This is a genomic window from Nocardioides sp. AN3, from assembly GCF_054653495.1.
On the sequence record NZ_BAAIGC010000024.1, the window covers coordinates 20,740 to 34,885 of the forward strand.

Below are 14,146 nucleotides of genomic sequence, written 5' to 3' on the forward strand. Positions count from 1 at the left end.
GACGGATGGCGAGCACCGTGGCCGTGGCCGCGCTGGTGCTGGGAGGGACGGCAGCCGCCAGCAGCGGCCTGTCCGGCGGACGATCCGACGACGAGTCGGCCCTCGCAGCCGCACGGAACGCACCGAGCCGGGGCGTGGAGGCCCGGGTCAACGCACTGCTGAGGCGGATGACGACCGCCGAGAAGCTGCAGCAGGTGCAGCTTCTCTCCGACGGCCAGATCACCGACGCCGATGCCAAGGCCGGTGTGGGAGGCGTCTTCAGCCTCACCGATCCGGCGAAGATCAACCACTTCCAGAAGATCGCGGTCGAGCAGTCGCGGCTGCACATCCCGATCCTGTTCGCCTACGACACCATCCACGGCTACCGCACGGTCTTCCCGGTGCCGCTCGGTGCGGCCAGCTCGTTCGACCCGGCGGTGTCCGGCACGGACGCCTCGATCGGCGCACGGGAGTCGGCGACGGTGGGCATCAAGCAGATCTACAGTCCGATGGTCGACGTCTCGCACGAGCCACGGTGGGGCCGCATCGTCGAAGGCAACGGTGAGGACCCCTATCTGGGCTCCGTCATGGCGGCCGCCCGCGTCAAGGGGGCGCAGGGCCGTGACTACAGCGCGCCGGACAAGGTCGTCACCAGCGTCAAGCACTTCGTCGCCTACGGTCAGCCCGAGGGCGGCCGGGACTACAACACGACCGACATGTCCGAGCAGCGGCTGCGCAACATCTACCTCCCGCCGTTCAAGGCGGCGATCGATGCGGGCGCGGACACCGTGATGTGCTCCTTCAACGCCATCAACGGCGTGCCCGGCTGCGCCAACCCCTACACCGAGACCCAGATCCTCAAGAGGGAGTGGGGCTTCGACGGCTTCATCGAGAGCGACTACACCGCAGTCGCCGAGACGCGGGCGTGCCCGCCCAAGACACCCGACACCGGACCGTGCGGACACGGCACCGCGGCTGACGGTCCCAGCGCCGGTGCGAACGCGCTGATGGCCGGCACTGACTCCGAGATGGTGAGCACCAACATCCGCGACTACGGTGCCCAGCTGCTCACGCAGGGGCGGATCAGCATGGCGCGGCTCAACGACGCCGTACGCCGCATCCTCCGGGTCAAGTTCCGTGCCGGGCTGTTCGACCACCCCTACGTCGACCAGACCAGGGCCGTCGACCAGTCCCTCTTCGTCACCGCTGCCGACCGGAAGGCGGCACGCGACGCCGCCGGCAAGTCGATGGTGCTGCTGAAGAACGACAACGCGACCCTGCCGTTCAGCGCCTCCAAGAGCACCGCCGTCATCGGCCCGCTCGGCGACGACCAGCACGACATGCTCGGCCCATGGTGGGGCCAGGGTCGCGACGAGGACGCCGTCTCCGTCTTCACCGGGATCAAGGCACAGAACCCGAACACGACGTTCACGGCCGGCTGCACGCGGAAGAACGTCGACCCGCCGGACGCGCGCGACGACGACGCCTGCAGCAACGCCGACATCGCCGCCGTCACCGCAGCGGCGAATGCGGCCGACCAGGTCGTGCTGGCCCTGGGGGAGACGCGCGAGATGAGTGGTGAGGCCAACTCCCGCTCCGACATCTCGCTGCCAGGTGACGAGCAGAGGATCATCGACGCCGTGAAGGCGACCGGGAAGCCGTTCGCCGTGGTGCTGTTCAACGGCCGGCCGCTCACCCTCGGCCCGGTGGTGGACGCCTCGCCGTCGATCCTCGAGGCGTGGTTCCCCGGCATCGAGGGTGGCAACGCGGTCGCGGACGCCGTCTTCGGGAAGGTGAACCCTGGTGGCAAGCTGCCGGTCTCCTTCCCGCAGCGGGTCGGGCAGATCCCGATCTACTACAACCACGAGCCGACGGGGCGACCCTGTGACGTCACGCAGAAGTACGTCTCGCGCTACCGCGACCTGCGCACGTGCGATCCGCTGTTCGCGTTCGGCTACGGGCTCAGCTACACGACCTTCAAGGTCTCGGACCTGACCCTGAGCCGCACGACGGTCAGCCCGCACGGCAGCGTGCGCGCCACGATGACCGTCACCAACACCGGCGCGCGTGCCGGTGACGACGTCGCGCAGCTCTACCTGCACGACCCCGTCGCAAGCATCTCCCAGCCGGTCCGTCGCCTGAGGGGCTTCGAGCGCATCACGCTCGCGCCCGGCGAGTCCCGGAAGGTCACCTTCACGCTCGACAAGAGCGACTTCGGGTTCTACGACAACCGTGGCCGGTTCGTCGTCGAGCCGGGGGAGATCGACCTGTATGCCGGCGACTCCTCGATGGCGACGCTGACCGCCTCGTTCACCGTCACGGGCCACTGAGGTGAACCCCTCGGAGGCCTGAGTCCCGATAGGCGTGAGTGTCTCGACCACCCATGGGTGGTCGAGACACTCACGGTTCCGAACGACGGCGGCCGCGCCTGCGAGTTCGCTTGGTGACCGTCCCGGCTGATAGCGTGCGGGCGTTGAAGGAAGCGCTCCGACGCTTCCCCGCGCCCGTCGGTCGCGGCTCATCCTCACAGTTCTTGGTCTTCGGTCTCTCTGGACATCAGGCGCAGCGCAGATGTTTTCAGCGTGGTGCTGACAGGTCGTCCGCACCCGATTCACCGAAGGTATGAGAAATGGCACAGGGCACCGTGAAGTGGTTCAACGACGACAAGGGCTTCGGCTTCATCGCGCAGGACGGCGGCGGCGCTGACGTCTTCGTCCACCACACCTCGATCGCCGGCACCGGCTTCAAGTCCCTCAAGGACGAGCAGCGCGTCGACTTCGAGATCACCCAGGGACCCAAGGGCCCCCAGGCAGAGAACGTCCGCGCTCTCTGAGATCCATGAGCACCTGCGGCTGAGGTCAGACCTCGGCGCGGGGAGGAAGGTACGACGGCGGCCCCGATACGCTCGGGAGCCGCCGTCTTGCTCTCAGCGGACACCGAGGCATCATTCGGTCTCGGGACCGGAGCCCAGGATCTCGCGATAGAGGGCCGACTCGCGCTGGAGAAGGGACTCCCAGTCGGCGGCGAGCTGCGCGAGCTCATCGTCGCGGCCGCCGGCGACCGAGGGAAAGAGCCTCGCGACCTGGGGGGAGATGCCACGCCTGTGGAACTGCTTGGCGATCTGCTCGTTCAGCGCCATGCGCTCGACGAGCAGGAGATTCAGCTCGTCGAGCACATTGCGTCCCATGTCGTCACTCCGCCTGAGTCGACGACAGCTTGGTCATCTTGGTGAACGGGCTTGTCAGCCGGACCGTCTCGGTCCTGAAGTCGACCATCACGGCGTCGGTCTCCAGCAGGATGACGCGTCCCACCCCGTAGACGTCGTGGGACACCAGGTCGCCGAGCGCATATCGCACGATGATCGGCTCCGGATCCGGTCGGAACGGGCTGCTGGCCAGATGTCGCCGTGGCCTGCCTGAGGATGTCATCACCTCGAGTATCACACGGTTCGGCACATCTCGGGCGCCGGCAGGAGCGTGTGACGACCCGGAGGTAGGCTGGGAGCACGACCGCGAACCCCAGACGCCCTCCGTCTGACAAGCGGCGATGTGAGGCGGCGGTCCCGATGGACACGCAGGACAAGGCGCGGCTCGCGCTGGCGCTGTCAGCAGATCGACACACATTCGACGGCGCGTGGTGGCCGCGCAGCCGAGAACTGGGCGACGAGCTCGTCGGACTCTTCGCGGCCTGGCCGGCCAATGCCGGGTACATCTCTCGGGTGATCTTCTGTCCACGCGACTGGGACGATGCGCCGACCGCAGTGCCCATCCCGAACCGGCGTGGCCGAGTCAAGACCGGGTTCCTGCCGGTCGACGACACACACCGGGTGGTGCTCATGATGTTGGACGGGCAACGTCGGACCCTCGCGGTCATCCCGCAGAGTGCCGCCCCGGAGACGGCGAATCGGTATCTGCGCGCCTTCGGCTTCCGCGGCAGTCCCGAGCCGCAGGTCCCCGTCGCAGGCCCTCGTCGGTGACTCGCCGGCCACGAGACCGTTCGAGTCGCGCCCATCCGCGGCGTCCCTTCGCGTCGAACGTGTAGTGTCGAAGACGACCGACCTGCCAGCCAGCGCTCTCCGAGCCTCCGGGGCAGGACCGAAAGGCGGACGTCATGTCGACGTCGTCGAAGCCCAGCCCGAGCACCACACCGGCAACGCCCGAAGAACTGCGACTGCACCTCGCGGAGGTGGCCGATCTCGTCGATCACCTCCCGACCACGCACGGCCGCATCAGCCGCATGGTGCTCTCACGTCCGGACTGGGACGACTCGAGCACGGACGGGCGCGGCGTGCGGTCCATCCGCGCCGCGCGCGGCAGGGTCGAAGTGGGCTCCTTTCCTCGTGACGACACCCATCTCAGGATCCTGACGATGAGCTCCGGCCGACGCCACCGCCTGCTCGTGAGCCGAAGCGAGACGCCCGATCCCGGGGCAGACGTCAGCGCCACCGACTCCGATGGAGCCGTCGACCGAGCCCGTGGGGACGACGAGAGCCCCGCCGGTTGGCCGGCACACGACGGAGACCCTCCATGGCATACGTGATGTTGTACGGAGTCGGCTGGACCCAGCGCTGGCAGGTCGCCGAGGGCGCCATCTCGGCTATCGAGAACGAGATCAGTCGCGTCGGCCTGGACGAGACCGGCCACCTCGCCGTCCTGGATCCCGCGAGCGGTGAGCCCACGACGTTGGTCGTGGCATGGCGACACGTCGCCGCGGCCATCGTGCTCGGCTCAGCCGAGTCGATGACATCTGGCGACACCACCACCGGTCCCTACCGATGAGCCTCGCGGATCGGACCGCGTCGGCGTCTCCCGTGCTGACGCACCTTCCGGGGCATGCCCTGGGAATGCCAGCCGTCATCACCCGGGTGGTCGTCACGCTCGCGACGGCGGTCCTCGTGCCGGCCGTTCTGCTGTGGGCGACAATGCAGCTCTTCGATGTGACCACCGCCGTGGTCGTCGCCCTCTCCTGGATGGCCGCCTTGATGGGGTGGCGGCACGTCACCGGACGCCCCGTGTCCGGACTACTCCTGCTGAGCCTGGGCGTCCTCACCGTGAAGACGGCGTTCACGCTCGTCACGGGCAACACCTTCGTCTACTTCGTGCAACCGGTCTTCGCCGACGTTGCGGTCTCCGCCATCTTCCTCGGATCACTCGTGAGGGGCCGCCCGGTCATCGCTCGGCTCGCTCCTGAGTTCTATCCGATGAGCGCCGCCCTCGCCGCCCGGCCCGAGGTCTGCGCCCTCTTCCGCCGGCTCACGCTCATGTGGGGGTTGGTGATCCTCGGGAAGGCCGCTATCACGTGGTGGCTGCTCGAGGCGCTCTCCACCGCCGCCTTCGTCCTGATCAAGGGCGGCGCCATCATCACGCTCACCACCACCGCCGCCACGGTGACCATCGTGTGGGCCTACGTCGTCGTCCGTCGGCAAGGGCTGCCGAGCACCTGACGCCATCGTCCACAACACGTCCACAGGAGCCACCGGCCCCAAGAGAGAGGTTCCACATGAACGACAAGTCGCCGCGTCAGAGCATGTCGAAGAAGTCCGGCAAGTCCATCAAGGAGAAGCGGGCCGAGAAGCGAGACAAAGGGGTCGCGGAGAGCATCACGGACAAGATCCACCCGACGAAGAAGGGGTGACGCCTTTGGCGATCACGAGCAACGAGGCTCACCGGATCGCGCGCGAGCAGGGCGTGAGCGGTCCGCTCTATCTGCTGGTGAAGCACACCGCAGGGCTGGTGTTCAAGACTCTCTGCGGCTTCACCGTGACCGGCACGAACAACGTGCCCACGACGGGGCCGGTCGTGATCGTGCCGAACCACAAGTCCTTCTGGGACCCGTTCCTCGTCGCGATCGTGCTGCGCCGGCCGGTCCACTTCATGGGGAAGGCGGAGCACTTCGAAGGACCGCTCGCCAAGGTGTTCGTGCGGCTCGGCGCCTTCCCCGTTCGTCGTGGCGAGTCCGACGCCGACGCCCTGGAGACCGCTCGAGCCATCCTCCGTCGCGGCGACGCCCTCGCGCTGTTCCCCGAGGGCACTCGGGTGCGCGCCGTGGGCCTGGGTGCGCCGAAGCGTGGCGCTGCCCGGCTCGCGATCGAGGCCGGTGCACCGCTGGTCCCGGCGACCATCACGGGCACCGAGAAGCGCCGTTGGCCTCTCCCGCGCCGTGTCCACCTCGCCTTCGGCACACCGGTGTCGGTCGTTGGTCTGACCGCTACTCCGCAGGACGCCGCCACCGCGATCGGCGACGCCTGGCCGCAGGTCGCCGAGGCGTACGGCCGCTGGCAGAGCCGACCGTGCCGCAGGTCCGCGCCACCCCGGACACGCCGTGTCGAGGAGAACTGACGTGCTGGCTGGGTGCGGCCCGCTGGCCGCCCGTTCCGGGCGCCGCGCTCCGCCCGGGCCTATCGCCTCCCTACCGGGTCCGATCTCGACCTAGAGGCCGAGCAGGCGGGCGAGCGCCACCCGAGCGGACTCGGACTGCCGGGCCGCCTCGGCCACCTTCTCGGCCAGGAGGCGCGCCCATGCCTCGATGCCGACCTCGCGCCGCGAGATCACGACTCCGCCGCTCTGGGCGATGACCCTTGCGCGCGGCACGCGGCCTTTGACGGGCTCCAGCTCGAGCACCTCGTCGTCGAGGTGCACGCGGATCGCGGTGACACTGCCCTCGCGGCCGGCGAGACGGTCGCTGAGCGAACGCTCGCGGTCGACATCGACCGAGCCAGGCGGAAGGGCGTCGGCCAGGTTCGCGGTGAGGACGTGAGCGAACACGGCCAGGTCCCTGCTGTCGGCACGCAGCGCAGCGGTCAGACTGTCGAGGTCGATCTCAGGAAGGTCGGGCATCGTCGTCTCTCAGTCGGTCAGGGGCAGGACGAGCGTCGGCTTCTCGATGGTGTGGTCATCGCGGAGCGCACGGATCGCGGTGCCGATCGCGAAGAACTCCGTCGTGTGGCCGCCCCACCGATGAGGCAGGCTCCGCAGCTGGACCCCGACGATCCCGTCGGCCTCGAGCCGCTCCGCCTCCGACTGCATCCGACCCATCGCGAGCTCGCGGGCGTCGTAGAGCGCCTCGGTGAACTGGGGGATCTCGACGTTGGCTCCGACGTTGCCCAGTGCCTGCCAGAACCGCTGGTGACCGATGTGGTAGACGCACGTGCCCATCGTCAGCGCGAGCGGTGCGTAGCCGGACTGGAGGAGCGTCCAGAAGTCCTGGCCGGAGAGATCCGAGGTGAACGGCTGGCCGAGGCTGTTGTGCCACGAGTAGCCCGGTGGGGCGAGCGGGTGCTCCGGGTCCGCCTTCACGGCCGTCCCGACGGCGATGAACTCGGCGATGCTCTCGCCGAACTCCTTGAACTCGATGTCGAGGCGCACCGCCACGACTCCGTCGGCCCCGAGCGCACGCGCCTCGGTCTCCATCCTGGTCATCGCGAGCTCACGGGCGTGGTACATCGCCTCGGAGAGCGTGGTGAGCTCCTGGTTCTTGCTCCACCGGGCCATCTGCACGCCGACGTGATAGACGCTCGAGCCGAGGACGAGGCCGAGCGGCGTGAAGCCCGCCTCGCGCACCAGCAGGAACTCGTTGACGCTCAGGTCCGAGGTGAACAGCCCCCGGTGCTCACCCTCACGCATCGAGTTGAGCCGGTTGATGGCGTCGAGCGGGATCGCTGCGTCGTCGATGGTCATCGGGTCGTCTTCCTGGTGCGGTCGAGTGGGAGGATGCTCAGGCTTCGAGGCGGTGCTGTGCGGCTCTGACGGAAGGCGGTGGCGGCGGTCCCCACGAACCGCGCCTCGGCATAGTGGTCGCGGTGGCCGTCGGACGGCTCGTTCTCCCAGACCCGCAGATCCATCGAGGAGACCAACACGACCTCTCCGCCGTGCTGCCGGGCGCCGCGTTCGAACTGGTCGCGAGCGTCATGGCGGACGGTGTTGACCAGGTCGGTGTAGCCGTCCACCTGGACGTTGCGCTGCGACCACGCCGTCTGGTTGCGGACCGTGTAGTCGTCGTGCCGGACGGCGGCGGCGATGCCGAACGCGATGCCGGTCGGGACCCAGCCGGCGTGGAGGAGCTTGCTGACGTCAGTGCCCGAGAGGTCCGTGGTGAACGGACGCGTCGCTCTGCCCGCCGCCGGCGAGGACGCACGGACCGCGGTCCCGAGCGCGACGTACTCCCGGTTGTTGCTGCCGAGGTCGGTCTCGGTGAGGCTGATGTCGACCACTCCGTCCGCTCCGAGCAGCGTCGCTTCCTCGACCAGGCGGCGCATGGCGGTGTGCCAGCCGGCGTAGAGGGCGGCGACGTACGGCCCGAGCCCACTCCACCTCTCGCCCGACCCCGAGGTCACGGTCCGCGCGGCGTTCCAGCCGTACGACGCTCCCCCTCCGCATCCGTAGCCGTCCCAGCCCAGGTGCTGCACCGTGCACCCCATCGCCTCGCCGACCGGCATGAAGCCGACCGATGCGAGGGCCGTCGCCTCGGGCGCGGACAGCAGTGATCCCGCGACCTGCGTGCGCCGCGCGCGCTCGACGCGCTCGTGGGCCTGCGGGGGCAGCCCTCGACCGCTCCACGGCGTCGACGTCGGGTGTGCGGGCACGGCGCCATCGTGCCTCATGCCGTCGGAGGAAATGCGCAGGACCCCGGATCAGCGATCCGGGGTCCTGTTGCCATCGCGTGCGCGAGGGGGGACTTGAACCCCCACCCACTATACGTGGACTAGCACCTCAAGCTAGCGCGTCTGCCTATTCCGCCACCCGCGCGAGTGCGAACAGAACGTTAGCAGCGTGCCGTCCCGGAGACGAATCGGGGCAGGGTGCGCGTCGCGTCAGTAGGTTAGGTCCCATGGCTGAGCCGACTGCCCCCTCGTCCGACCCTGCCGGCGAGGTGGTCGACCTGTGCCGTGAGCTGATCCGGATGGACACCAGCAACTACGGCGACGGCTCAGGCCCGGGGGAGCGGAAGGCGGCCGAGTATGTCGCCGGGCTGCTCGACGAGGTCGGGATCGAGGCGCACCTGCACGAGCCCTTCCCGGGACGGACGAGCCTGGTCGCTCACTGGGGCGGCGACGGCGAGCGCACCGATGGGCTGCTCGTGCACGGGCATCTGGACGTCGTCCCCGCCGAGGCGGCCGACTGGCGGTTCGACCCGTTCGCCGCCGAGGTCCACGAGGGCTACGTCTGGGGGCGCGGCGCAGTGGACATGAAGGACTTCGACGCGATGGTCCTCAGCGTCGTGCGGGCTCGGCAGCGCGAGGGACGGCCTCCGGCGCGACCGATCACGCTCGCCTTCCTGGCCGACGAGGAGGCTGGCGGTCACCAGGGCTCGGAGCAGGTCGTCCAGGACCTTCCGGAGCATCTCGAGGGCGTCACCGAGGCGGTCGGCGAGGTCGGGGGGTTCTCGACGACGATCCGCGGTCGCCGGATGTACCTCATCGAGGCCGCTGAGAAGGGGATGGCCTGGATGCGCCTCACCGCTCGCGGCACCGCCGGGCACGGCTCGATGATCAACCGCGACAACGCGGTCACCCGGCTCGCCGCCGCGGTCGCCCGGATCGGCGCCCACCCGTGGCCGGTGCAGCTCACGCCGACCATGCAGACGCTTCTCGCCGCCGTCGCCGAGCTGGCCGGCACGGAGGCGACCCCGGAGAACGCCGAGGCGCTGGTCGAGGAGTTCGGCCCGGCGGCCCGCATGATCGGCGCCACCCTGCGCCACGTCGCCAACCCGACCATGCTCGGCGCCGGCTACAAGGTCAACGTCATCCCGACCGAGGCCACCGCCCACGTCGACGGGCGGTTCCTGCCGGGCTACGAGGACGAGTTCTTCGCCACCCTGACCGAGCTGTGCGGCGACGGGGTCGACCTCGACTTCGTCACCAACCAGCGCTCCTGGGAGACCCCGTACGACGACACCCCGATCTCCGACGCGATCACCCGGTCACTCCTGGCCGAGGACCCCGACGCGATCGTCGCGCCGTACCTCATGTCGGCCGGCACCGACGCGAAGCACTTCAGCAAGCTCGGCATCCGGACCTACGGGTTCGCGCCCCTGCGACTGCCCGAGGACCTCGACTTCACCGGTCTGTTCCACGGCGTCGACGAGCGCGTCCCGATCGACGGTCTCGAGTTCGGGGCTCGGGTGTTCGACCGCTTCCTGGACCTCTGCTGAGGTCTCGATACGCCCTCGCCCAGAGGCTCGGGCTACTCGACCGACGAGGATCGCTGATCGAGTAGCCCACGAGCGCCAGCGAGGGGGCGTATCGAGATCAGGCTGTTCTGACCGCCCGGATGATCTTGCGGCGCAGGATGACCCGGCGCTTGCCGTCGTTGCCGATGCGGACGCGGTCGAGCACCCAGCCGCCCTGCTCGGCGCGCTCGACGAGGAGCTTGCGCACGACGTTGCGCGAGAAGTCGCGAGGGAACGTGACCGAGTCGAACTCCCATTCCACACCCGGGCGGGGCGGGCGGCGGTCGACTGCGGCCATCTGGTTCCTCCTGTGTCGTTCCTACTCTGCGGAGACGTCGTCGAGAGCGGCGGCGAGCTCCGGGGGGAGGGTCAGCTCCTCGACGGCGAGGGCCACCCTCAGCTGCTCGGCGGTCCGGGCCCCGACGATCGGAGCCGTCACGCCGGGACGGTCGCGCAGCCACGCGAGCGCCACCTGCAGCGGTGCCCAGTCCAGCCCGTCGGCCGCCTTGAGCACCGCCTCCACGATGCCACGTCCCCGGTCGTCGAGGTAGGAGTCGACCCGTCCGGCGAAGTCCCGGTCGGCGCCGCGCGAGTCCGACGGCGTGCCGGTGCGGTACTTCCCGGTGAGCACCCCTCCGGCCAAGGGCGACCACGCCAGGATCCCCAGCCCGTTGGCCTGAGCGGCCGGCACGACGTCGTACTCGACCTCGCGGGCCAGCAGCGAGTACTGCACCTGGGTGGAGGCGAGCGTCGCCCGTCCCGGGACGGCGCGCTGCCACGCCGCCGCCTGGGCGGTCTGCCAGCCGGCGTAGTTGGAGACGCCGACGTACGACGCCCGGCCGGACGTCAGGGCCAGGTCGAGTGCGGTCAGCGTCTCCTCGAGCGGCGTCTCGTCGGACCACACGTGCACCTGCCACAGGTCGACGTGGTCGGTGCCGAGTCGGCGCAAGGAGGCGTCGAGGGTCGGCAGGAGATGTCCACGCGACGTGTCGACCGAGCGGTGTCCACTCCGCCGGGAGATGCCCGCCTTCGTGGCCAGCACGACCTCGTCGCGGGCGACGACGTCACCGATGAGAGCGCCGAGCATCGACTCGGCACGACCGTCGACGTACCCGGCGGCGGTGTCGACGAGCGTCCCCCCCGCCTCCGCGAAGGCGATCAGCTGGTCGCGTGCCTCGTGCTCGTCGGTCGCCCGGCCCCACGTCATCGTGCCGAGTCCCAGGCGGGAGACCTTGAGACCGGTGACGCCGAGCGAGCGATGCTGCATGGCCGAGAAGATAGCCCTCGCACGCGCCGAGCATCCATGCGGCTCGCGGGTCCTCACCAATTCCTCATGTGACGACCCCTAGGCTCACCCCCGACGCCTGCCGCGCCGCGGCAGCGCTGACCCCTGCGGTGCCACCTGACGAAAGGGCGGAAATGAACTACCTCGAGGCCGTCATCCTCGGCGTCGTGGAGGGGCTCACCGAGTTCCTCCCGGTCTCCAGCACCGCACATCTGACGATCGTAGAGAAGATGCTCGGGCTGCCGATCGACGACGAGGGCGTGACCGCCTACACCGCCGTCATCCAGATGGGAGCGATCGCCGCGGCGTTCCTCTACTTCCTCAAGGACATCGTCCAGATCGCCTCGGGGTGGTTCCGCGGACTCCTCAAGCCCGAGCTCCGGGGCACGCTGGCCCACCGGATGGGCTGGTACGTCATCGTCGGCACGATCCCGATCGGGGTCGTCGGCTTCCTCGCCAAGGACCTCATCTCGGGCCCGCTGCGCTCCCTCTGGGTCGTCGGCGCGGCGCTGGTGCTCTGGAGCGGCGTGATGGTCCTCGCCGAGCGGGTCGGACGCCAGGACCGGGGCGAGAAGCGGCTCACGCTGCGCGACGCGATCCTCATCGGGCTCGCCCAGTGCATCGCACTCATCCCGGGCGTGTCGCGATCAGGAGCCACGATCTCGGCGGGCCTCTTCCTCAACCTCGACCGCGTCACGGCGACCCGGCTCAGCTTCTTCCTCTCCATTCCGGCGCTCACCGCCGCCGGCCTCTACGAGCTCAAGGACATCCCCGGCTCGGGCATCGGCATCGGCCCCACGATCGTGGGCACGCTGGTCTCCTTCGTCGTCGCGTACGCCGCCATCGCCTGGCTGCTCAGGTTCGTCGCCGGCCACTCGATCGTCGCGTTCGTGCCCTACCGCGTCGTCCTGGGCGGGACCCTCCTCGTGCTGCTCGCGACGGGCACCATCACTGCGACCTAGAGCCAGCCGGACCGCTTGAAGAAGACCCACAGCGCGGTGACGGACCCGGCCATCAGCAGCAGCGCCATCGGGTAGCCGAGGGACCAGCCCAGCTCGGGCATGTGGTGGAAGTTCATGCCGTAGACGCCCGCGATGAACGTCGGGACGACGACCAGGGCAGCACCCGCGGAGATCTTGCGCATGTCGTCGTTCTGCTGCACCGAGATCTGGGCGAGGTGGGCGTCGAACGCCGAGGAGAGCAGCGACTCGAGGCCCTCGGCGAGGTCGGTCGCCTGGTTGAGGTGGTCGAGGATGTCGCGGAAGAACGGCTGGATGTCGGGGTCGAGCAGCGGCACGGCTCCGTTGCTGAACGCTCGGATCGGCTCGCGCAGCGGCAGCACCGCGCGGCGGACCTCGGCCAGCTCGCGCTTGAGGGTGTAGATCCGTGCTGAGTCGCTGGTCCGGTCGGTGGAGAAGACCGAGGTCTCGACCTCGTCCACGTCGGTCTGGAGCTCGCCGAGGACGCTGAGATACTCGTCGACCACCCGGTCAGCCACAGCGTAGATCGCGGCCGACGGCCCCTGCGAGAGCTTGAAGGGGTCGGCCTCGAGCGCGTGCCGGGCCTTCTCCAGCCGGGCCCCGCGACCGTGCCGGACGGTGATGATGAAGTCGCGTCCCGCGAAGATGTTGATCTCGCCGGTCTCGACCTGGTCGTCCTCGTCGACGTACCAGAGCGTCTTGAGGACGAGGAACAGGCTGTCTCCGTATCTCTCCAGCTTGGGCCGCTGGTGGGCGTTGACGGCGTCCTCGACGGCGAGCGGGTGCAGCTCGAAGGCCTCGGCGACCTCGCTCAGCTCCAGCTCGCTGGGAGCGTAGAGACCGAGCCACACGAAGTCGCCCGGACGCTTGATGCCGGCGCGCATCTTGTCGTACTCGTGCGGATGGCAACCGAGCTCCACCCGCCTGCCGTCGGAGTAGAGGGCACTGTCCACGATCACGGTGTCAACGCTATTCCCACGGCGCCAGTTCCGCGTGGCGACGCCCTGGCTACGCTGACGCGCATGGCCACCGTCATCCTCATCCGGCACGGACGGACGACCGCCAACGCCTCGGGCACGCTGGCGGGCCGGCTCCCCGGCGTCAAGCTCGACGACACCGGCACCGGACAGGCGGCCCGCACGGGTGAGCGGCTCGCGGTCGTGCCCCTGTCCGCGGTGGTCACGAGCCCCCTCGAGCGGTGTCGGCAGACGGCACGCGAGATCCTCGCCCGCCAGAGCGCCGAGCCGGCTCGGCACACCGAGAAGGGCCTGTCGGAGTGCGACTACGGGGACTGGCAGGGGCGCACCCTCAAGGAGCTCGCGAAGGAGCCCCTGTGGAGGGTGGTGCAGGCACAGCCGTCTGCGGCGGTCTTCCCCGGCGGTGAGTCCATGCAGGGGATGCAGGCGAGGGCGGTGGCCGCCGTCCGCCGCCACGACGCCCGGATCGAGGCTGAGCACGGCCCGCACGCCGTGTGGGCGGCTGTCAGCCACGGCGACATCATCAAGTCGGTGCTGGCCGACGCACTCGGCATGCACCTCGACCTGTTCCAGCGCATCAACGTGGACCCGGCGTCGGTCTCGATCGTGCGGTACACCCCCTCGCGCCCCTTCGTCCTCGCCACCAACACCCACGCCGGTGACCTGTCCTGGCTCGCCCCGCCCAAGAAGCCGAGTCGACGACGCAGGCCGGCCGCCGACGCCGCCGTGGGTGGCGGCGCCGGTCCCTCGTAGGGTTG

Annotated in this window: 19 protein-coding genes and 1 tRNA gene; 11 read left to right on the top strand and 9 right to left on the bottom strand. The window is 69.5% G+C overall.

Annotation, left to right across the window (positions count from 1 at the left end):
• Positions 1 to 5: 5 nt before the first annotated feature.
• Both bglX and ACYQ1K_RS20955 read left to right on the top strand, forming a co-directional pair.
• A complete protein-coding gene (bglX, locus tag ACYQ1K_RS20950; RefSeq protein ID WP_459985206.1) occupies positions 6 to 2,309 on the top strand; it encodes a beta-glucosidase BglX in 2,304 nt (767 codons plus the stop codon).
• Positions 2,310 to 2,608: 299 nt separating this feature from the next.
• Positions 2,609 to 2,812 (top strand): cold-shock protein, encoded by a 204-nt coding sequence (locus ACYQ1K_RS20955; RefSeq protein ID WP_459985207.1) that lies wholly within the window; start codon positions 2,609 to 2,611, stop codon positions 2,810 to 2,812.
• Positions 2,813 to 2,923: 111 nt separating this feature from the next.
• On the opposite strand, the gene ACYQ1K_RS20960 is transcribed toward ACYQ1K_RS20955, so the two are convergent.
• Positions 2,924 to 3,166: a hypothetical protein gene (locus ACYQ1K_RS20960; RefSeq protein WP_459985208.1), complete on the bottom strand. Its 243-nt coding sequence runs from the start codon at positions 3,164 to 3,166 to the stop codon at positions 2,924 to 2,926.
• A 4-nt stretch (positions 3,167 to 3,170) separates the two neighbouring features.
• On the bottom strand, positions 3,171 to 3,407 hold the full coding sequence (locus ACYQ1K_RS20965) for a hypothetical protein (protein WP_459985209.1): 237 nt from the start codon (positions 3,405 to 3,407) through the stop codon (positions 3,171 to 3,173).
• A gap of 137 nt (positions 3,408 to 3,544) precedes the next feature.
• Between ACYQ1K_RS20965 and ACYQ1K_RS20970 the strand changes: the two genes are divergently transcribed.
• The 6 genes from ACYQ1K_RS20970 to ACYQ1K_RS20995 all read left to right on the top strand — a co-directional run bounded on the left by ACYQ1K_RS20970 (position 3,545) and on the right by ACYQ1K_RS20995 (position 6,317).
• Positions 3,545 to 3,955 carry a DUF5994 family protein gene (locus ACYQ1K_RS20970; RefSeq protein WP_459985210.1) on the top strand — a complete coding sequence of 137 codons (411 nt, stop codon included), beginning with the start codon at positions 3,545 to 3,547 and terminating at the stop codon, positions 3,953 to 3,955.
• Positions 3,956 to 4,089: 134 nt separating this feature from the next.
• Positions 4,090 to 4,518: a DUF5994 family protein gene (locus tag ACYQ1K_RS20975; protein WP_459985211.1), complete on the top strand. Its 429-nt coding sequence runs from the start codon at positions 4,090 to 4,092 to the stop codon at positions 4,516 to 4,518.
• Positions 4,506 to 4,757: a hypothetical protein gene (locus tag ACYQ1K_RS20980; RefSeq protein ID WP_459985212.1), complete on the top strand. Its 252-nt coding sequence runs from the start codon at positions 4,506 to 4,508 to the stop codon at positions 4,755 to 4,757. Before ACYQ1K_RS20975 ends, ACYQ1K_RS20980 begins: the two co-directional genes overlap by 13 nt.
• 65 nt (positions 4,758 to 4,822) lie before the next feature.
• Entirely contained in the window at positions 4,823 to 5,422 is a 600-nt protein-coding gene (locus ACYQ1K_RS20985) for a VC0807 family protein (protein ID WP_459985213.1), read from the top strand.
• A 56-nt stretch (positions 5,423 to 5,478) separates the two neighbouring features.
• Positions 5,479 to 5,613, top strand: a complete 135-nt coding sequence (locus ACYQ1K_RS20990) for a hypothetical protein (RefSeq protein WP_459985214.1) — start codon at positions 5,479 to 5,481, stop codon at positions 5,611 to 5,613.
• A gap of 5 nt (positions 5,614 to 5,618) precedes the next feature.
• Positions 5,619 to 6,317: a lysophospholipid acyltransferase family protein gene (locus tag ACYQ1K_RS20995; RefSeq protein ID WP_459985215.1), complete on the top strand. Its 699-nt coding sequence runs from the start codon at positions 5,619 to 5,621 to the stop codon at positions 6,315 to 6,317.
• Positions 6,318 to 6,407: 90 nt separating this feature from the next.
• On the opposite strand, the gene ACYQ1K_RS21000 is transcribed toward ACYQ1K_RS20995, so the two are convergent.
• The 4 genes from ACYQ1K_RS21000 to ACYQ1K_RS21015 form a co-directional block, all read right to left on the bottom strand.
• Positions 6,408 to 6,815, bottom strand: a complete 408-nt coding sequence (locus ACYQ1K_RS21000) for a hypothetical protein (RefSeq protein WP_459985216.1) — start codon at positions 6,813 to 6,815, stop codon at positions 6,408 to 6,410.
• Positions 6,816 to 6,824: 9 nt separating this feature from the next.
• Entirely contained in the window at positions 6,825 to 7,655 is an 831-nt protein-coding gene (locus tag ACYQ1K_RS21005; protein ID WP_459985217.1) for a heavy metal-binding domain-containing protein, read from the bottom strand.
• Positions 7,652 to 8,560 (bottom strand): heavy metal-binding domain-containing protein, encoded by a 909-nt coding sequence (locus ACYQ1K_RS21010; RefSeq protein WP_459985218.1) that lies wholly within the window; start codon positions 8,558 to 8,560, stop codon positions 7,652 to 7,654. The genes ACYQ1K_RS21005 and ACYQ1K_RS21010 overlap by 4 nt, the downstream gene beginning before the upstream one ends.
• A gap of 78 nt (positions 8,561 to 8,638) precedes the next feature.
• A tRNA-Leu gene (locus tag ACYQ1K_RS21015) sits at positions 8,639 to 8,723 on the bottom strand.
• Positions 8,724 to 8,805: 82 nt separating this feature from the next.
• On the opposite strand from ACYQ1K_RS21015, the gene ACYQ1K_RS21020 reads away from it, so the two are divergent.
• Positions 8,806 to 10,128, top strand: a complete 1,323-nt coding sequence (locus tag ACYQ1K_RS21020; RefSeq protein ID WP_459985219.1) for a M20/M25/M40 family metallo-hydrolase — start codon at positions 8,806 to 8,808, stop codon at positions 10,126 to 10,128.
• A gap of 97 nt (positions 10,129 to 10,225) precedes the next feature.
• On the opposite strand, the gene ACYQ1K_RS21025 is transcribed toward ACYQ1K_RS21020, so the two are convergent.
• Together ACYQ1K_RS21025 and ACYQ1K_RS21030 are read right to left on the bottom strand one after the other, a co-directional pair.
• The gene (locus ACYQ1K_RS21025) at positions 10,226 to 10,444 is read right to left on the bottom strand and encodes a DUF5703 family protein (protein WP_459985220.1); all 219 of its coding nucleotides are present in this window, start codon (positions 10,442 to 10,444) and stop codon (positions 10,226 to 10,228) included.
• A gap of 21 nt (positions 10,445 to 10,465) precedes the next feature.
• The gene (locus ACYQ1K_RS21030) at positions 10,466 to 11,413 is read right to left on the bottom strand and encodes an aldo/keto reductase (protein ID WP_459985221.1); all 948 of its coding nucleotides are present in this window, start codon (positions 11,411 to 11,413) and stop codon (positions 10,466 to 10,468) included.
• A 152-nt stretch (positions 11,414 to 11,565) separates the two neighbouring features.
• On the opposite strand from ACYQ1K_RS21030, the gene ACYQ1K_RS21035 reads away from it, so the two are divergent.
• Positions 11,566 to 12,393 (top strand): undecaprenyl-diphosphate phosphatase, encoded by an 828-nt coding sequence (locus tag ACYQ1K_RS21035; protein ID WP_459985222.1) that lies wholly within the window; start codon positions 11,566 to 11,568, stop codon positions 12,391 to 12,393.
• Here ACYQ1K_RS21035 and corA read toward each other — a convergent pair.
• Positions 12,390 to 13,370 (bottom strand): magnesium/cobalt transporter CorA, encoded by a 981-nt coding sequence (gene corA / locus ACYQ1K_RS21040; protein WP_459985223.1) that lies wholly within the window; start codon positions 13,368 to 13,370, stop codon positions 12,390 to 12,392. The two genes, ACYQ1K_RS21035 and corA, sit on opposite strands and share 4 nt — an antisense overlap.
• A 63-nt stretch (positions 13,371 to 13,433) precedes the next feature.
• On the opposite strand from corA, the gene ACYQ1K_RS21045 reads away from it, so the two are divergent.
• Positions 13,434 to 14,141 carry a histidine phosphatase family protein gene (locus ACYQ1K_RS21045; protein ID WP_459985224.1) on the top strand — a complete coding sequence of 236 codons (708 nt, stop codon included), beginning with the start codon at positions 13,434 to 13,436 and terminating at the stop codon, positions 14,139 to 14,141.
• Positions 14,142 to 14,146 lie beyond the last annotated feature (5 nt).